Raw genomic sequence first — 17,293 nt, forward strand, 5'->3', positions numbered from 1 at the left:
GATTCCAGGCGGGTCAATCTGGTGGGAATGCTACCGGAAAAGACTGTTGCAGGCACTCGCTATCAAGTTTTGCAGGATGCGACCGATAGCTGGGGGTATGCCTTAACGACGTATGACGCCTTGATGTGTTGTAGAAACCAGTGGAGCCGCCCGTGCGCCAGCATTATCTAGCCCTGCTCAGTGTGTTCGCCAGCCTGCCTGCAATGGCCCTCACGTTCCAGACACGTCTGGAGAACATTGAGTGGAAGGTGGAAGGCGATCAGTTCGAGTGCCGCCTGACCCAGCCGATCACCGATTTCGGCTCGGGCGAGTTCGTGCGCCGCGCCGGCGAGCAGGCGACTTTTCGCCTCAAGGCTTATAACGGTGCACTCGGCGCGGGCTCGGCGACGTTGCTGGCGGCCGCTGCGCCGTGGCAGCCGGGGCGGGGCGATATCAATCTGGGCGCGGTGCGGGTCGGCAGCGGCGATGTGCTGTTTAACAGTTCCCAGGCCCAGGCCGGGCGCCTGTTCACGGGCCTGCTGGAAGGGCGCAGCCCCACTGTGCGCCATTACGGGCGCGAGGGCGGCTACTCGGAGGTTCGCCTGTTGCCGGTGAAATTCAACAAGGCTTTCAACGACTATCAGCTGTGCACCGCCAAACTGTTGCCGATGAATTACGATCAGGTCAAACAGACAGAAGTCGGCTTCCCCGGCGGTGGCGTTGAACTGGATGCCGCCGCCAAGCAGAAACTGTCGGTGATTCTGGCGTACCTGAAAGCCGATCCCACGGTTAACCATATGGAACTGAATGGTCACTCCGACAACAGCGGCAATCGCCTGACCAACCGCGATGTCTCGCGCCGTCGCGCCCTGGCGGTGATGGACTACTTCAAGGCCAATGGGATCCCGGAATCGCAGATCACCCTGCGATTCCACGGTGAAAGCTACCCCTTGGCGCCCAACACCAATGCGGCCAACCGCGCGCGCAACCGTCGTGTGAACATCCAGCTTGAACGCGTGGCCGCCCCGGAAAAACCGGCACCGCAGGCTACCGCTCCAGGCAATCCGGCGCACACCTCATAAGGTGCGACCCTCGGTCGCGCCGTCGACATAATCTGTCGCTTTATCTTCATTTGCTGTCGCGCCCCTGTAAATTCACGGTTTTGATCGGTAGAATCGTCGCCTTTCCGTACAACCCCGTGGAGTGATGGCATGGCCGACGTAAACAAGGTCGTTCTCGCGTATTCCGGCGGCCTGGACACTTCGGTGATCCTCAAGTGGCTGCAGGATACTTATAACTGTGAAGTGGTGACCTTCACCGCTGACCTGGGTCAGGGCGAAGAGGTCGAACCTGCACGTGCCAAGGCGCAAGCCATGGGCGTGAAAGAGATCTACATTGACGACCTGCGCGAAGAGTTCGTCCGCGATTTCGTCTTCCCGATGTTTCGCGCCAACACCGTCTACGAAGGTGAGTACCTGCTGGGTACCTCCATCGCACGTCCGCTGATCGCCAAGCGCCTGATCGAAATCGCCAACGAAACCGGCGCCGACGCCATTTCCCATGGCGCGACCGGCAAGGGCAACGACCAGGTGCGCTTCGAGCTGGGGGCCTACGCCCTCAAGCCAGGCGTGAAAGTGATTGCACCGTGGCGTGAGTGGGACCTGCTGTCCCGTGAAAAGCTGATGGATTACGCTGAAAAGCACGCAATCCCGATCGAGCGTCACGGCAAGAAGAAGTCCCCGTACTCGATGGACGCCAACCTGCTGCACATCTCCTATGAAGGCGGCGTGCTGGAAGACACCTGGACCGAGCACGAAGAAGATATGTGGAAATGGACCGTCTCCCCGGAGAACGCTCCCGACAAACCGCAGTATCTGGAACTGACCTACCGCAACGGCGACATCGTCGCGCTGGACGGCGTCGAAATGACTCCGGCCACCGTGCTGGCGACCCTCAACCGCATTGGCGGCGAGCACGGTATCGGCCGTCTCGACATCGTCGAGAACCGTTACGTGGGCATGAAGTCCCGTGGCTGCTACGAGACCCCGGGTGGCACCATCATGCTGCGCGCCCACCGCGCCATCGAGTCCATCACCCTCGACCGCGAAGTGGCTCACCTCAAAGACGAGTTGATGCCCAAGTACGCCAGCCTGATCTACACCGGCTACTGGTGGAGTCCTGAGCGTTTGATGCTGCAACAGATGATCGACGCCTCTCAGGTCCACGTGAACGGCGTGGTGCGTCTTAAGCTGTACAAGGGCAACGTGATCGTCACGGGTCGCAAGTCCGAGGAGTCGCTGTTCGACGCCAACATCGCCACCTTCGAAGAAGACGGCGGTGCCTATAACCAGGCGGACGCGGCGGGCTTCATCAAATTGAACGCATTGCGCATGCGCATCGCGGCCAATAAAGGTCGCAAGCTGTTCTAAGTGTTCGAGCTGATCTGAAAAAGGCCCCTTGTTCGAGGGGTCTTTTTTTGAATGGAATGAACGTAGAACGAATATTCTGTTTATTGACGTTTAATTTATTTGGATATTAAACGCTCCGTTTTCAATTGGCGCGCCTCTTTCTAAAAGTTCACAAAGTCGAATGAATTATTTACACCTGAGTAGGAACTGTCTCTTACAGAAAAATCACTCAAAGGAGTACGGCGTAAATGTAATGCGCTGAAACTTCTGTAGGAATTTTACGGTGTGAACGCCTATGTTGAATGGAACTGAATCAAAGGAAGTGTTTTCACCTGCCCGATCCTGTGAGTGTCACAAGCAAGGGGCATTTCCTGAAAGTCGTGTGCGCCATGTTTACGGCCGACCCTTTAATCGGTGCGTATTTCACTCAAAATATGTAGGGGGGCGGAAAGTTCTGAAAGGCTGCATAAAATCGAATGCATCCTCATCGTTGTTTTTTTGTAGGCTAATTCCGATATCGTTGTGGCTTGGGTCTCTGCTTGCTGTTGCTCGGGGGGGAACACTATGCCAACTAGGAAACGACTAGGCTATTGTGTTTGCTCTGAATAATTCGAACAGCGAAATTGGACTTTCTTATGAATAAAGTGCTGATCGTGGATGATCATCCCGTGATTCGTCTTGCTGTGCGTATGCTGATGGAACGTCATGGTTATGAGGTCGTTGCAGAGACCGATAACGGTGTCGACGCGTTGCAACTTGCGCGGGAGCATATGCCGGACATTGTGATACTGGATATTGGAATTCCCCAGCTCGACGGGCTGGAAGTTATTTGCCGACTGTCTTCCAGCAAACAACCATCGCCCTTCAAGGTGCTGGTGCTCACCTCGCAGGCACCTGGCCATTTCTCCATGCGCTGCATGCAGGCCGGCGCAGCGGGCTACGTCTGCAAGCAGCAGGACCTGACCGAGTTGCTGAGCGCTATCAAGGCTGTGCTTTCCGGCTACAGCTACTTCCCGAATCAGGCATTGAATTCGGTGCGCTCTACCATCGGCAACGCCAGTGAAGCGGACATGGTCGAGCGCCTTTCCGGGCGCGAGATGATGGTGTTGCAACAGTTGGCTCGCGGCAAGACCAACAAGGAGATCGCAGACGGCATGTTTCTCAGTAACAAGACCGTCAGTACCTACAAGACGCGCCTGCTGCTCAAGCTCAATGCCCGCTCACTGGTGGACCTGATCGAGCTGGCCCAGCGCAATGGGTTGGTCTGAAACGCGGATCGGCCTATCTACACCGGCAGAAAAAAGCCTCCACGAAGGGAGGCTTCCGGCCGCTTTCGGTTGCATCAGAAATCGAAATCGTAGTCGGCCAACTGTTTTTGCAAGCGTCGCTCTTCCAGAAGATTGTCGATGGTGCGGCGTTTGCTCAAATTGGTCTTGGCCACCTCAACCACAGGCGTCTCTGCCACGTCGTCATCCGTCTCAACGAGGTCGTCGTCCACTTCCAGTTGTTCTTTGCCAGTGCTCATAAGGTTAACTCCGGGCTAAGACTGCCGTTGGCGCTCCTTATAACGATAATCCACGGGCGGGTAAAAAAGATTTTTTCAATCGTCGAATCAATAAAACCAATGATTGCTCAATCGTCGGAGGTTTTTTCTTTGTACTCACACAGGTCTTCGATGCGACAGCTGCCGCAACGGGGCTTGCGTGCCTGGCAGACATAGCGCCCGTGCAGGATCAGCCAATGATGGGAATCGAGCAGGTACTGTCTGGGCACAAACTTCATCAGCTGCCGTTCCACTTCCACCACGTTTTTCCCGCGGGCAATGCCGGTGCGGTTGCTGACCCGAAAAATATGCGTATCCACCGCCATGGTCAGTTGCCGGAACGCGGTGTTCAGCACCACGTTGGCAGTTTTGCGTCCCACGCCGGGCAGGGCCTCCAGAGCCTCGCGGGTTTGTGGCACTTCACCGCCGTGGAGCTCCATCAGCATGCGGCAGGTCTCAATGACATTTTTTGCCTTGCTGTTGTACAGGCCGATGGTCTTGATGTATTCGGACAATCCTTCAACACCCAGCGCATGGATCGCTGCCGGCGTGTTTGCGACCGGATACAGCCTGGCCGTGGCCTTGTTGACGCCGACGTCCGTGGACTGCGCCGAGAGAATCACCGCAATCAGTAACTCGAATGGCGATGAGTAGGCCAGTTCGGTCTTGGGTTCCGGGTTATCTTCGTGAAGCCTGCGGAAAATTTCTAGGCGTTTGGCGGCGTTCATCGGGCGGGTGTTCCTTGCTGGGGGTCAGCGTGATGTTGAGGTGGGTTCAAGCAGTGCGGCCAGTGCGCGTTCCGCCGCCTCGAATTGCTGCTGCAGGATGATCAGTTGTGACTGCTGTTCAAACGTCGGCGGGTGACCGAACGCCTTCAGGGATTTATGCAGCTGCGCGCGACTCATCGCGACGCCCACTTTGGCTTTCTTGATGGCCGCTTCGGCGGCATCGATCGGTTTGGGGGCGGCAGGGAGTGGCCGCTGGACCCGCGCCAGGCGCTCGGCAGTCCTGTGTGTGTCTTCGCGCTTCAGGCGTGCGCTGCGTTGTTCGAAGCGACGCCTCGCCCGGTCGCGCTTGATGCTGCGCAAATAGCGTTGATGATCATTGGCCGCGAGGTCGCCGACAATCGGCAGCGCGGTGGTCAAGGGACGCATTTCGATGCAATCGACCGGGCAGGGCGCAACGCACAGGTCGCAGCCTGTGCATTCATCGATGATCACGCTGTGCATCAGCTTTGCGGCGCCGACAATGGCATCCACCGGACACGCCTGAATGCATTTGGTACACCCGATGCACTCGGCCTCGCGGATGTAGGCAACCTGTGCAGGGGCTTCGCCACGGGTCGTGTCCAGCTCCAGCACGGGCACATTCAGCAGACGTGCAAGCCCGACGACGGTCTCCTGCCCGCCGGGTGGGCACTTGTTGATTGCCTCGCCGAGCGCGATGCCCTCGGCGTAAGGCTTGCAGCCCGGGTGCCCGCACTTGCCGCATTGGGTCTGCGGTAACAGCGCGTCGATACGTTGAATCAGGCTCATGCGTTGAAACCTGTCATCACTACTTGATGCGCTGCCCCGGCTTGGCGCCGCTGTCAGGACTCAGCAGGTAGATTTCCTCACCGCCAGGACCGGCGGCCATTACCATGCCTTCCGAGATGCCGAACTTCATTTTCCGCGGCTTGAGGTTGGCGATCATCATGGTCAGGCGCCCATCCAGCTTGGATGGGTCCGGGTACGCGCTCTTGATGCCGGAGAACACGTTGCGCTGCTCGCCACCCAGGTCCAGCGTCAGGCGCAGCAGTTTGTCGGCACCTTCCACGGCTTCGGCCTTGAGAATCAGTGCCACACGCAGGTCCACGGCGGCAAAGGCGTCAAAGTCGATTTCCGGCGACAACGGGTCCTTGGCCAGTTCGCCGTTGCCGGCTGGGGCAGATGCGCCCGTGTCGGTCTGGCTGGCGATGAGGTCTTCCTTCGAGGCGTCGGTCATGGCCTGGACTTTCACCGGATCGATGCGAGTCATCAGGGGCTTGAATGCGTTCAACTGATGATTAACAAGCAGTGTGGCGTGATCGTTCCAGGTCAGCGGGGCTACATTGAGAAACGCCTCGGCGTCGGCCGCCAGCAGCGGCAGCACAGGCTTGAGGAAGATCACCAACTGGCGGAACAGGTTGACGCCGGTGGCGCAGATTGCCTGCACTTCAGCTTCCTTGCCTTCCTGCTTGTTCAGCGACCACGGTGCCTTGTCGGCGATCCACGCATTGGCGCGGTCGGCCAGGCCCATGATTTCGCGCATGGCACGAGCAAAGTCGCGGGCTTCATAGGCGTCCGCAATGCCTGGCGCAGCGGTCAGGAAAGCCTCGGTCAGCTCCGGCGCGGCATTCTCTGCCACCATGATGCCAGCGTTGCCCTTGTGGATAAACCCGGCACAGCGGCTGGCGATGTTGACGACTTTGCCTACCAGGTCGGAGTTGACCTTCTGTACGAAGTCCTCCAGGTTCAAGTCGAGGTCGTCTACGCCGCGCCCCAGCTTGGACGCGTAGTAGTAACGTAGATATTCCGGCGACAAGTGGTCCAGGTAGGTGCGCGCCTTGATAAAGGTGCCACGGGACTTGGACATCTTCTGACCATTGACGGTCAGGTAGCCGTGCACGGCAATACCGGTCGGCTTGCGATAACCCGAGCCTTCGAGCATCGCCGGCCAGAACAGGGCGTGGAAGTTGACGATGTCCTTGCCGATGAAGTGGTACAGCTCGGCGGTGGAGTCTTTGGCCCAGAAGGCATCGAAGTCCAGGTCCGGCGTACGGTCGCACAGGTTTTTGAAGCTGGCCATGTAGCCGATTGGCGCGTCCAGCCACACGTAGAAATACTTGCCCGGCTCGCCCGGAATCTCGAAGCCGAAATACGGCGCATCGCGGGAAATGTCCCACTGCTGCAGGCCGGCATCCAGCCATTCGGCAATCTTGTTCGCGACGGCCTCCTGCAGGGTGCCGCTGCGGGTCCAGGTCTGCAGCATCTGCTGGAAATCCGGGAGCTTGAAGAAGAAGTGCTGTGAGTCCTTGAGCACCGGCGTGGCGCCGGAGATGGCCGACTTCGGATTCTTCAGGTCAGTGGGTGCGTAGGTGGCGCCGCACTTCTCGCAGTTGTCGCCGTACTGGTCATCGGTGCCGCATTTGGGGCAGGTGCCCTTGATGAAGCGGTCGGCCAGGAACATTTTCTTTTCCGGGTCGAAATACTGGGTGATCGAACGCGTATCAATGTGCCCGGCATCACGCAGGCGCGTGTAGATCTGGCTCGACAGCTCACGGTTTTCTTCGGAGTGGGTCGAGTGGAAGTTGTCGAAATCCACCAGGAACTCGGCAAAGTCGGCGCTGTGTGCAGCCTGCACGTTGGCGATCAGTTGTTCCGGGGTAATCCCTTCCTTTTCGGCGCGCAGCATGATGGCCGAACCATGGGCGTCGTCCGCGCAGACATAAATGCATTGGTTGCCGCGATGCTTCTGGAAGCGCACCCACATATCGGTCTGGATGTACTCAAGCATATGGCCAAGATGGATGGGACCATTGGCATAGGGCAGGGCGCTGGTGACGAGGATCTTGCGTGGCTCGGACATGGGGCTCGGCTACTTGATGAAACGGAGGTCGGCCACTATAAAGCGCCGGGCGATTTATTTCACCCCGTGGCGCTGTTTCAGTCTCTTGCACACAGCCGAAAGCATGCCGTTGAGCGGCCGGAACGGTTAGGATAGCCGCCTGTTTCAGTCAGTCTTTTTCGGGAGTTGCCCATGAGCGCCGTCAATCGCGCAGCGGTGGAAGCCGTTCTTCGCCAGTACACCGACCCCTATTTGAACCAGGACCCGGTGAGTGCCGGTTGTGTACGCGCCATCGAGGTCCAGGGTGACCAGGTAGCTGTCCAGCTTGAGCTTGGCTACGCCGCAGGCCTGTTCAAGCGCGGCTGGGCGCAGATGCTGCAGATGGCCATCGAAGGCCTGGACGGCGTGCGCACAGCCACGGTCGACATTCAGTGCGTGATCGCGCCGCACAAGGCCCAGGCGCAGATCCCTGGCCTGGCCAATGTCAAGAATGTGATCGCGGTGGCATCCGGCAAGGGCGGCGTGGGCAAGTCCACCACGGCCGCCAACCTGGCCCTGGCCCTGGCACGTGAGGGCGCGCGGGTGGGCATTCTCGATGCCGATATCTACGGCCCCAGCCAGGGCGTGATGTTCGGTATCGCCGAAGGCGCGCGGCCTAAGGTCAAGGACCAGAAGTGGTTCGTGCCGATCGAGTCACTGGGGGTGGAAGTCATGTCCATGGCCTTTCTCACCGACGACAACACACCGATGGTGTGGCGCGGGCCGATGGTGTCGGGCGCGCTATTGCAATTGGTCACCCAGACCGCCTGGGGCGACCTGGACTACCTGGTGATCGACATGCCGCCCGGCACAGGGGATATCCAGTTGACCCTGGCGCAGAAAGTCCCGGTGGCCGGCTCGGTCATCGTCACCACCCCCCAGGACCTGGCGCTGCTTGACGCCAGGAAGGGCGTGGAGATGTTCCGCAAGGTCAACATCCCGGTACTGGGCGTGGTGGAAAACATGGCCGTGCACATCTGTTCCAACTGCGGGCATGCCGAGCATCTGTTTGGCGAAGGCGGCGGTGAAAAGCTGGCGAGCCAATACGGCGTCGAGCTGCTGGCGTCGTTGCCGCTGTCGATGAGCATTCGCGAGCAGGCCGACGGCGGCAAACCCACCGTGGCAGCAGAACCCGATGGCCAGATCGCCATGGTTTATCAGGAACTGGCGCGCCATGTCGGGGCGCGCATCGTCTTGCAGGAAGCGGCGGCGCCGGCAATGCCGACCATTACGGTCAGCGACGACTGAGCCTCACACTGCAGGCGCCAGTACGCTCGCGCCTGCACAACTGCGCTTCAAGCGTGTCATTGCGCTTTTACGCAATCGCTGGTGTAAGCATTGGCTTACTTTTCCGTAAGTGTTTGGTTTTTTTACTCGCCATGTCCGACTTGAATCGCTGCGAGAGTTTTCTATCCTGTTGAAAAACAACAATTATTTAAAGAGTCTTGAGCTCATGGGCCTGTCAGCAGCTCCGTAGCATCCGGTTGAACATCCCTTGGAACTCTTTAACATCAGCCCTGTGTCCACGGAATGACACGGCCATCAAGGAACGGTGGTTTGAAGGAACGTCGCAGGATGCGATTCATCAGGACGATGAAAAAGGAATACAGGGACAGGGAAGAAATGTGGGCGGGTCATACCGCCCCTTTTTTTCGCCTGCAGAAAAGTGAACTACCTGCCCGTTAACTACCTGCCCCTGGAATGCAAAAAAAAGGCCTTGTGGGCCTTTTTCATTGGGGCGGTGGCGCGTTTCAGCGCTCCAGGAATTCGATCTTGCCTGTCTTGCCGTCCCACTCGGCCGCGTCCGGCAGCGAGTCTTTCTTTTCGGTGATGTTTGGCCAGATTTCCGCCAGCTCGACGTTCAATTGAATGAAGTTTTCCATACCCGCCGGAATTTCATCCTCGGAGAAAATCGCGACGGCCGGGCATTCAGGCTCACACAGGGCGCAGTCGATGCACTCGTCCGGGTGGATGACCAGGAAGTTCGGGCCTTCGTAGAAGCAGTCCACCGGACACACTTCTACGCAGTCGGTGTACTTGCACTTGATGCAGTTGTCGGTGACGACGAAGGTCATTTCTAATTCTCTCCTCAGGCGGCGGCAGCGAAACCCCTTGTGGCGGGGTTCGCGAGGTTCGGGAGCGATAGTCTGCAGGCCAGGCTAAACGCCTGCAGCATCCCAAACCGCGCGAGAGTCTACCAGCTTGCAAGCGTCTGCGTTATATCCGAGTCTTCAGTGCATATAACATTTCGAGTGCTTTGCGCGGCGTCAGGTCATCGAGGTCGAGTTTGGCCAGTTCGTCCAGCACCGGGTGGGGCAAACTGGCGAACATGTCGCTCTGATGCGGCGCAGCGGGTTTCCTGCTGGCTTTGGCGGGGCTGGCCACCACGTTTTCGTTGGGCAGCGCCGTGGTTTCCAGGCGGCTGAGGTGCTCGCGGGCGCGGGTGATTACGTCGCCGGGCACGCCGGCCAGTTGTGCCACGGCCAGGCCATAACTCTGGCTGGCCGGGCCTGGCAGTACATGGTGCAGGAACACGATGCGCTCGTTGTGCTCAGTGGCGTTAAGGTGCACGTTGGCCACCAGCGGCTCGCTTTCCGGCAGTACTGTCAATTCGAAGTAGTGGGTGGCAAACAGCGTATAGGCACGCAGGTGCGCCAGGCGCTCGGCCGCCGCCCAGGCCAGGGACAGGCCGTCGAAGGTACTCGTGCCGCGTCCGACTTCGTCCATCAGCACCAGGCTGCGCTCGGTGGCGTTATGCAGGATGTTGGCGGTTTCGCTCATCTCCACCATGAAGGTCGAACGGCCACCGGCCAGGTCATCGCTGGAACCGATCCGCGTGAAAATGCGGTCAACCAGCGACAACTCACAGCTCGCCGCCGGCACAAAGCTGCCGATATGCGCCAGCAGCACAATCAAAGCGGTCTGACGCATGTAGGTGGATTTACCGCCCATGTTGGGACCGGTGATCACCAGCATGCGGGTATCGTCGTCCAGCGCCAGATCGTTGGCCACGAACGGCGTGGTCAAGACCTGTTCCACCACTGGGTGGCGACCCTGCACGATGCGCATGCACGGCTCGCTGACAAAACGCGGGCAGTTCAAGTCCAGGTTCAGCGCACGCTCGGCCAGATTGCTCAGCACATCCAGTTCCGCCAGGGCGGCTGCGGTGTCCTGCAAAGGGGCAAGGCGGCTGATCAGGTCTTCGAGCAGGGCTTCATAGAGCATTTTTTCCCGCGCCAGGGCCCGGCTCTTGGCCGATAGCGCCTTGTCTTCGAACGCCTTGAGCTCAGGCGTGATAAAGCGCTCGGCCCCTTTAAGCGTCTGGCGACGCTGATAGTCGATGGGCGCCGACTCGGCCTGCTTGCTTGGCAACTCGATAAAGTAGCCGTGCACACGGTTGTAGCCGACTTTCAGGTTGGCCAGGCCCGTTCGTGCCTTTTCTCGGGCTTCCAAATCGATCAGGAACTGACCGGCGTTTTCGCTCAAGGATTGCAGCTCGTCCAGCTCGCTGTCGTAGCCGGTCTTGAGTACTCCGCCGTCACGGATGATGGCGGGCGGGTTGTCGATAATGGCTTTTTCCAGCAGCGCGGCCAGATCAGGATACGTACCGGCCGTCACCGCCAACTGTTGCAGGTGCGGCGTGTCCAGTTCGGTCATCGCGTCTTGCAACTGCGGCAGCGCGCTCAAGGCATCACGCAGTCGCGCCAGGTCACGGGGCCGCGCGTTGCGCAGACCGATCCGCGCCAGGATGCGCTCGATATCACCGATTTCCTTGAGTTGCGGCTGCAGCTTTTCAAAGCGATAGCCGTCCAGCAGGCAGGTGATGGACGTCTGCCGCGCTTGCAGCACGCTCAAATCCCGCAGCGGACGGTTCAGCCAGCGGGTCAGCAAGCGACTGCCCATGGCGGTCTGGCAACGGTCGACCACCGATTGCAGGGTGTTGTCACGCCCGCCGCTGAGGTTGGTGTCCAGCTCCAGATTGCGACGGCTGGCGCCGTCCAGCACCACGGTATCGTCCAGCCGCTCATGACGCAGGCTGCGCAAGTGCGGCAGGGCGGTGCGCTGGGTTTCCTTCGCATAGCTGAGCAGGCAGCCAGCCGCGCCAATGGCCAGGGTCAGGGTTTCACAGCCGAAGCCTTTAAGGTCCTGCACCGAGAATTGCTGACACAAGCTTTTCAGCGCCGAGTCACGCTCAAAATCCCACGGCGCGCGACGCTTGGTCCCACGGCGCTTTTCCGCCGGCAGGTCTTTGGGCCAGTCATCCGGTATCAGCAATTCCACCGGATTGATACGCTCAAGCTCCGCCAGCAGGTTCTCCCAGCCCTTGATCTCCAGTACGCTGAAATTGCCGCTGGTGATATCCAGTACCGAAAGCCCGAACAGACGCTCGTCACCCAGCACCGCCGCGATCAGGTTATCGCGGCGCTCATCCAGCAGCGCCTCATCACTCACCGTGCCCGGCGTAATGATGCGCACCACCTGGCGTTCCACCGGTCCTTTGCTGGCGGCCGGATCGCCGATCTGCTCACAGATCACCACCGACTCGCCCAGCTTGACCAGCTTGACCAGATAGCCTTCCAACGAATGGTAAGGAATCCCGCACATCGGAATCGACTGCCCCGCCGATTGCCCTCGCGCTGTCAGGGTGATGTCCAGCAGCTTGGCCGCCTTCTTCGCGTCTTCGTAGAAGATTTCGTAGAAGTCGCCCATGCGATAGAACATCAACTGATCAGGGTGCTGGTTTTTCAGGCGCCAGTACTGCTGCATCATTGGGGTGTGGGAAGACAGATCGGAGCTGTTTTTACTCATTGGATAGTAGGCAAATTCGTTGAAAGTGGTGGGGCAAAGGGGCGCTTGGCCCAGCATTTATTGCGATGGGCGCAAGGTTAACACGCGAGGTCGGGGGTTCGCAGGTTGCAAACGGCCCGGTAAAACACAAAAGGAGGACGGCGCACTTGTTCAAATGTGCCGCTCCCTTTTTTGGCGCTTAGTCCGGTTTCTGCCTGGACCGAAACGCCGCCACTTTCATGCGATTGCCACAGGTCGCCATGCTGCACCAACGGCGGCGGTGGGATTTGCTCAAGTCGTGGAAGAGCAGAATGCAGTCATGCGCCTCGCACTGGCGTACGAATTCGAACTTGTCGCCCGTCACCACATTCACCAACGCATCGGCTATCGGCCATAGCAAGCTTTCCGGGCTGCTGTCCGTTCGCTGAACGCCCAGCCGATATCCCTGCGTCTGGCTCTCCCATTCCAGCCTGCTGACCGGGCGACCTGCCTCAAGCACCTGGTTGATCACGCCGAGATCCACCGCCACGCCATTCATTGCCGCGTTCACCAGCGCCCTCGCAGCGTCACGCAGCTGACGTGCTTCGGCGAGCAGCCCTTCGGGCGCTTGCAGTTCAGCGTTCTTCGGCAACAGCCCAGCCGTGCTGAGCCAATCCATCACGCTTTGATCATCGCTGAGGCAGTCATGCTGTTGCTCGCCCACGCCGTACTGACTGTTGATGAAGTCGAGGGCGAGGTTGTCAGCCAGGAAGGGGGCGCCGGAGGCGGTATTGATCGAGGTCATGGTGTTATGTAACTCATAAAATATGTTTGACAGGTTACCAAAAATATACGTAACCTTCAAACCTCAAATTAAACGGTTACAAGGAAATCGCCATGACTGCTTCCAAACCCATTGCCGCCGCCGGGCTCGCGGCTTCTCTGCTGGTAGGCGGCGCGCAAGCTGCAGATGCAGAGCGCCAGGTTCATTACCGCTACGAGCAAGTAGGCGACGTGAAAGTGTTCTACCGTGAGGCAGGCAACCCTGCTGCACCGACGGTATTGCTGCTTCATGGTTTCGCCGGCTCATCGTTCATGTTCCGCGACCTGATTCCCGAACTCGCCGATCGCTTTCACGTGATCGCGCCGGATTTGCCAGCGTTCGGCTTCACCGAAGCGCCTGCGCGGGGCGACTACCCCTACACATTCAGCCAACTGGCGAAGACCGTCGGCCAGTTCACCGAACAGCTCAAGCTCCAGAAATATGCGCTGATGGTTCACGACTACGGCGCGCCAGTGGGATGGCGTCTTGCGGTCGCCCATCCGGAGCGGGTCACTGCGATCATTTCGCAAAACGGCAACGCGTATGAGGAAGGCCTGGGCGACAGCTGGGCGCCTATCCAGAAGTACTGGAACGCACCCACGCAACAGAACCGCGAAGCGCTGCATGACTTCCCGACACCAGCTTCCATCAAGTGGCAATACCTTGAAGGGGTTGCCGACAAGAGCACGGTATCGCCGGACGGTTACACCCTGGAAGGCCTGCAGATCACGAAACCGGGCAATGTGGATATCCAGCTGGACCTGTTGCTGGATTACGCCTCGAATGTCGCCATGTACCCCGCGTTCCAGGCGTACTTTCGCAAGTACCAGCCACCGTTGCTGGCGGTGTGGGGAAAAAACGATCCGTTCTTCCTGCCGGCCGGAGCGCAGGCGTGGAAGCGCGATCTGCCCAAGGCGGATATTCGCTTTTACGACACCGGGCACTTCGCGCTGGAAACCCACAGCAGGGAAATCACGCCGGTGATTCGTGAGTTTCTGGATAAAAACGTTCGTTAGAAGCGGTGCCCATGCCTGTCCAAGGACAGGAAGGGCGCTCGGTTTGGAAGCCGTATTCACTCCCACATCAAGCGCACTGAGCGCGGTAACCTGGCGAGGCTGAGAATGAATATTCTCGGTCTCTGGCCTTGGCGAATGTCTGATCTGTTAGCGTTTTCGATGTCGGATGCTTTTTTACTATCAAATTAAAGTGACGATAACCGCTTTCAAGGGCGGCATTATCGCAATGCCGTATCACGATTCCGCTATAACGCACAAAATATGCAAATCAGCATTTGCCAAGCGCCAGATCTCCCGGCACTATCTGCCGTTATGCAAAAACGCAACGTTTCAATCGTCCTTAAAGAGCTGCTGGACCGCGACCGGATCTCCCCCACGGAGCTTCACCGGCGCACCGGTGTGCCTCAATCCACCCTGTCCCGAATCCTCAGCGGCAAGATCGTTGACCCGTCGGACAAGCACATCTCCCGCATCGCCGAGTACTTTCGCGTCAGCACCGATCAGTTGCGCGGACGCGCGGCCGTTGGCGCTCCGCGGGACGAAGAGCGCGACCCGATGCATTCTGAACTCAAGGACATAAGCCTGTGGGACGACGACACCCCCGTGAATGACGACGAGGTGTCGATCCCTTTTCTGCGTGAGGTTGAATTGGCTGCTGGATCAGGAAGATTCGTCATCGAGGAAAGCGAGAAGGCCAGCCTGCGGTTCGGCAAGCGCAGCCTGCGGCATAACGGTGTGCAATTTGATCAGGCCAAGTGTGTGACGGTGCGTGGCAACAGCATGTTGCCGGTGTTGCGTGACGGCGCCACGGTCGGGGTAAATGCAGGCAAGAGCGGCATTGGCGATATCGTTGACGGCGACCTGTATGCAATCAATCACAACGGGCAATTGCGGGTTAAACAGCTCTATCGCCTGCCTTCCGGGATTCGCCTGCGCAGCTTCAATCGCGATGAGCACCCGGACGAGGACTACAGCTTCCAGGATATTCAGGACGAGCAGATCAGCATCCTCGGTCATGTGTTCTGGTGGGGCATGTACGCTCGCTAACCTTCTTCTGTAAGACAAAACCTGCCAACGAGCAGGTTTTTTTTCGCCTGTTAAACGGCTCAACCCCCAGTCCGGCCTGGCTGAAAATGCATTCGTGCATTTCATCAAGGGAAATAAATGCATTTATGCATTGACTGTATATGCATACATGCATATTCTTCACCTCAAGCCAGCCAACAAGGTCTGGTGGAGGCGGCAAGGATGCCGCCAGGGAAGACAGGGAAGGCACGCAACATCGGCAAGGATGCCATCGAAGCGATGGCAGGGAAGCCAGGCAACACCGGCAAGGATGCCGACGCTCTTTAGGGGTACCGCTTCAAAAACAGGCAGCGATGAACCGGCCTTAACGGTTCAGAGGGTTGGCAACTGGCCCGGGTGTGCAGCGTAAAGCACCAGAAGCAGTTATCCGGCAGACAGGGATCGTGGTCGGAAAAACATTGAGGGAAGGACCGTACCGCGCCAGTAGCGCCGAACGTCCGCGGACAGCATTACTGAAAAGCCCGGGCAACCGGGCTTTTTGGAATGCCTACCTATCGAACTATTTGTAAATGAAAAACGGACTATCCAGTGCTCAGCCAGGAGGCGTGACATGACAAACGAACAACAAGCGTTAGCGGAAATGCCTATCTGGCTGGTCATCATATTGGCGGTGATCGGCGGGGTATCCGGCGAAATGTGGCGTGCCGACAAGGAAGGCGCCCGTGGCTGGTCGCTGATTCGGCGCCTGGCGCTGCGCTCCGGGGCTTGCATGGTCTGCGGCGTTTCAGCCCTGATGCTGTGTTACGCCGCCGGCATGTCGATCTGGACGGCCGGTGCCATTGGCTGCCTGACCGCCATGGCCGGCGCTGATGCCGCCATCGGGCTCTACGAGCGCTGGGCGGCCAAACGTATCGGGGTCAATGAAGGCCCGCGCCAGGATCCGCGTTAATTGCTGCAAGGAAGCCACTGACATGACGCTCATCGAAAAACCCTCCCAATTGCCGCAAGCCATCGGCCAGGCGCTGCACGCCGCCTTCCCCGACCTGAAAGTCGGCAGCCATCAGGACTTTCAGGAGGGCGGCGCAAACACCGGCGTGCAGGTCACGGTCGAGGGCAATGGCCCCGGCATCCGCTCGCCCGAAGGGCGCAAGGCGCACGCCCTGGCCCTTTCACTCAAGGCCATGGTTGCTCCGGGTGCCTTGCCGTTCGATGCCTGCGACCTGGCCAGCCAACTGATGGATCTGGTACTGGACAACCGATGGGGGCTGCCCCAGGCACAGTGTGATTTGCCGACGAACATCGTTGCCGCTCCATCTTCTCGGACCGGTGCAGCAACGGACTACGACACTTGGGCTGTTTCCTTCACCCAAACCCTCTACATCGGGCCGGTGCTGCTCAACGACCCTACAGGCCAGCCCCTGTTTGCCCGCACCTGGGAAGTCACCAACATCAATGACCCTGACCAATACAAGCCACTGGCGGAGTAACTCATGTTCGACGCGCTCTTACGCATGCAGCTGGGGCCGATTGTCGAGCGCCTGGCAGAAATGGAAAGCCAGCTCGAAGACCTGTATCGACGTGCCGACAGTTTCTGCCGAATCGGCGTTTGCCAGCAGGTCGACGCCGCCGCCAATACCTGCAAGGTCAGCCATGGCGATCTGCTCACGCCGGCTATCCGCTTTTTCAATCCCAGTGCCGGTGCGCAAACCGAAACGCGCATTCCGTCGGTGGGTGAGCAGTGCCTGTTGCTCAACTACGGCGGCGGTGAGGGGGGCGCGCAGTCCGTGGCCTTGTTCGGCCTCAACAGCAGTTTGTTTCCGCCAGTGTCCAGCGTGGCGTCGTTAACCCGGCGCCGTCATCAGGACGGTACGCAGAGCGACTACGACGATGCCAGCCACACGTTCAACTGGGTCAACGGCCCGACCACCTTTACCGGCTCGCGCGAACAGATCGAGGCCAGGGTCGGTGCCACCAGCCTGATCCTCAACGCCCAGGGCATCACCCTGCAAATCGGCGGCACCGCGTTGTTGCTCGACGCCGGCGGTGCGCATTTCAGCGGCCCGGTGGTGGACCACCAGGGGCGCCTCATCAGCCCCCGATAAGGACA

General features: G+C 59.1%; 16 protein-coding genes. 9 read left to right on the forward strand and 7 right to left on the reverse strand.

The window, feature by feature from the left end; genetic code table 11:
* Positions 1-152: 152 nt before the first annotated feature.
* The 3 genes from TU79_RS09150 (at position 153) to TU79_RS09160 (ending at position 3,655) form a co-directional block, all read left to right on the forward strand.
* Positions 153-1,061, forward strand: a complete 909-nt coding sequence (locus tag TU79_RS09150) for a flagellar protein MotY (RefSeq protein WP_057007690.1) — start codon at positions 153-155, stop codon at positions 1,059-1,061.
* Between the two features lie 129 nt (positions 1,062-1,190).
* Entirely contained in the window at positions 1,191-2,408 is a 1,218-nt protein-coding gene (locus TU79_RS09155) for an argininosuccinate synthase (RefSeq protein WP_057007691.1), read from the forward strand.
* A gap of 614 nt (positions 2,409-3,022) precedes the next feature.
* The gene (locus TU79_RS09160) at positions 3,023-3,655 is read left to right on the forward strand and encodes a response regulator transcription factor (RefSeq protein WP_003231407.1); all 633 of its coding nucleotides are present in this window, start codon (positions 3,023-3,025) and stop codon (positions 3,653-3,655) included.
* Positions 3,656-3,729: 74 nt separating this feature from the next.
* Here the strand turns inward: TU79_RS09160 and TU79_RS09165 are convergent, their stop codons facing one another.
* From TU79_RS09165 to metG, 4 genes are all read right to left on the reverse strand, one after another.
* Positions 3,730-3,912, reverse strand: coding sequence for a PA3496 family putative envelope integrity protein (locus tag TU79_RS09165; RefSeq protein WP_057007692.1), 183 nt, complete (start codon positions 3,910-3,912; stop codon positions 3,730-3,732).
* Positions 3,913-4,019: 107 nt separating this feature from the next.
* On the reverse strand, positions 4,020-4,658 hold the full coding sequence (nth, locus tag TU79_RS09170; protein WP_057007693.1) for an endonuclease III: 639 nt from the start codon (positions 4,656-4,658) through the stop codon (positions 4,020-4,022).
* A gap of 24 nt (positions 4,659-4,682) precedes the next feature.
* Positions 4,683-5,465: an electron transport complex subunit RsxB gene (gene rsxB / locus TU79_RS09175; RefSeq protein ID WP_057007694.1), complete on the reverse strand. Its 783-nt coding sequence runs from the start codon at positions 5,463-5,465 to the stop codon at positions 4,683-4,685.
* A 19-nt stretch (positions 5,466-5,484) separates the two neighbouring features.
* Positions 5,485-7,536, reverse strand: a complete 2,052-nt coding sequence (gene metG / locus TU79_RS09180; RefSeq protein WP_057007695.1) for a methionine--tRNA ligase — start codon at positions 7,534-7,536, stop codon at positions 5,485-5,487.
* A gap of 171 nt (positions 7,537-7,707) precedes the next feature.
* Here metG and apbC point away from each other — a divergent pair, with 171 nt between their 5' ends.
* Positions 7,708-8,802: an iron-sulfur cluster carrier protein ApbC gene (gene apbC, locus TU79_RS09185; RefSeq protein ID WP_057007696.1), complete on the forward strand. Its 1,095-nt coding sequence runs from the start codon at positions 7,708-7,710 to the stop codon at positions 8,800-8,802.
* A 503-nt stretch (positions 8,803-9,305) separates the two neighbouring features.
* On the opposite strand, the gene fdxA is transcribed toward apbC, so the two are convergent.
* The 3 genes from fdxA to TU79_RS09200 all read right to left on the reverse strand — a co-directional run bounded on the left by fdxA (position 9,306) and on the right by TU79_RS09200 (position 13,126).
* Positions 9,306-9,629, reverse strand: a complete 324-nt coding sequence (gene fdxA, locus TU79_RS09190; RefSeq protein ID WP_057007697.1) for a ferredoxin FdxA — start codon at positions 9,627-9,629, stop codon at positions 9,306-9,308.
* A 142-nt stretch (positions 9,630-9,771) separates the two neighbouring features.
* Positions 9,772-12,363, reverse strand: coding sequence for a DNA mismatch repair protein MutS (mutS, locus tag TU79_RS09195; RefSeq protein WP_057007935.1), 2,592 nt, complete (start codon positions 12,361-12,363; stop codon positions 9,772-9,774).
* Positions 12,364-12,541: 178 nt separating this feature from the next.
* A complete protein-coding gene (locus tag TU79_RS09200; protein ID WP_057007698.1) occupies positions 12,542-13,126 on the reverse strand; it encodes a CGNR zinc finger domain-containing protein in 585 nt (194 codons plus the stop codon).
* A 92-nt stretch (positions 13,127-13,218) separates the two neighbouring features.
* Between TU79_RS09200 and TU79_RS09205 the strand changes: the two genes are divergently transcribed.
* The 5 genes from TU79_RS09205 (at position 13,219) to TU79_RS09225 (ending at position 17,288) form a co-directional block, all read left to right on the forward strand.
* Positions 13,219-14,160, forward strand: a complete 942-nt coding sequence (locus tag TU79_RS09205) for an alpha/beta fold hydrolase (RefSeq protein WP_057007699.1) — start codon at positions 13,219-13,221, stop codon at positions 14,158-14,160.
* Between the two features lie 312 nt (positions 14,161-14,472).
* Positions 14,473-15,207 (forward strand): LexA family transcriptional regulator, encoded by a 735-nt coding sequence (locus TU79_RS09210; RefSeq protein ID WP_057007700.1) that lies wholly within the window; start codon positions 14,473-14,475, stop codon positions 15,205-15,207.
* 589 nt (positions 15,208-15,796) lie between these two features.
* The gene (locus TU79_RS09215) at positions 15,797-16,135 is read left to right on the forward strand and encodes a phage holin family protein (protein ID WP_057007701.1); all 339 of its coding nucleotides are present in this window, start codon (positions 15,797-15,799) and stop codon (positions 16,133-16,135) included.
* 22 nt (positions 16,136-16,157) lie between these two features.
* Entirely contained in the window at positions 16,158-16,673 is a 516-nt protein-coding gene (locus tag TU79_RS09220; protein WP_057007702.1) for a hypothetical protein, read from the forward strand.
* 3 nt (positions 16,674-16,676) lie between these two features.
* Positions 16,677-17,288, forward strand: coding sequence for a phage baseplate assembly protein V (locus TU79_RS09225; protein ID WP_057007703.1), 612 nt, complete (start codon positions 16,677-16,679; stop codon positions 17,286-17,288).
* Positions 17,289-17,293 lie beyond the last annotated feature (5 nt).

The organism is Pseudomonas trivialis, assembly GCF_001439805.1.
Taxonomy (GTDB): domain Bacteria; phylum Pseudomonadota; class Gammaproteobacteria; order Pseudomonadales; family Pseudomonadaceae; genus Aquipseudomonas; species Aquipseudomonas trivialis.

Bases quoted from the DNA above. Each gene is read 5' to 3' on its own strand.
- TU79_RS09155 (WP_057007691.1), top strand. From the start codon at position 1,191: ATGGCCGACGTAAACAAGGTCGTTCTCGCGTATTCCGGCGGCCTGGAC.
- fdxA (WP_057007697.1), bottom strand. From the start codon at position 9,629: ATGACCTTCGTCGTCACCGACAACTGCATCAAGTGCAAGTACACCGAC.
- TU79_RS09220 (WP_057007702.1), top strand. From the start codon at position 16,158: ATGACGCTCATCGAAAAACCCTCCCAATTGCCGCAAGCCATCGGCCAG.
- TU79_RS09225 (WP_057007703.1), top strand. From the start codon at position 16,677: ATGTTCGACGCGCTCTTACGCATGCAGCTGGGGCCGATTGTCGAGCGC.
- mutS (WP_057007935.1), bottom strand. From the start codon at position 12,363: ATGAGTAAAAACAGCTCCGATCTGTCTTCCCACACCCCAATGATGCAG.
- TU79_RS09215 (WP_057007701.1), top strand. From the start codon at position 15,797: ATGACAAACGAACAACAAGCGTTAGCGGAAATGCCTATCTGGCTGGTC.
- rsxB (WP_057007694.1), bottom strand. From the start codon at position 5,465: ATGAGCCTGATTCAACGTATCGACGCGCTGTTACCGCAGACCCAATGC.
- TU79_RS09165 (WP_057007692.1), bottom strand. From the start codon at position 3,912: ATGAGCACTGGCAAAGAACAACTGGAAGTGGACGACGACCTCGTTGAG.
- apbC (WP_057007696.1), top strand. From the start codon at position 7,708: ATGAGCGCCGTCAATCGCGCAGCGGTGGAAGCCGTTCTTCGCCAGTAC.
- TU79_RS09210 (WP_057007700.1), top strand. From the start codon at position 14,473: ATGCAAAAACGCAACGTTTCAATCGTCCTTAAAGAGCTGCTGGACCGC.
- nth (WP_057007693.1), bottom strand. From the start codon at position 4,658: ATGAACGCCGCCAAACGCCTAGAAATTTTCCGCAGGCTTCACGAAGAT.
- TU79_RS09205 (WP_057007699.1), top strand. From the start codon at position 13,219: ATGACTGCTTCCAAACCCATTGCCGCCGCCGGGCTCGCGGCTTCTCTG.
- TU79_RS09200 (WP_057007698.1), bottom strand. From the start codon at position 13,126: ATGACCTCGATCAATACCGCCTCCGGCGCCCCCTTCCTGGCTGACAAC.
- TU79_RS09160 (WP_003231407.1), top strand. From the start codon at position 3,023: ATGAATAAAGTGCTGATCGTGGATGATCATCCCGTGATTCGTCTTGCT.
- metG (WP_057007695.1), bottom strand. From the start codon at position 7,536: ATGTCCGAGCCACGCAAGATCCTCGTCACCAGCGCCCTGCCCTATGCC.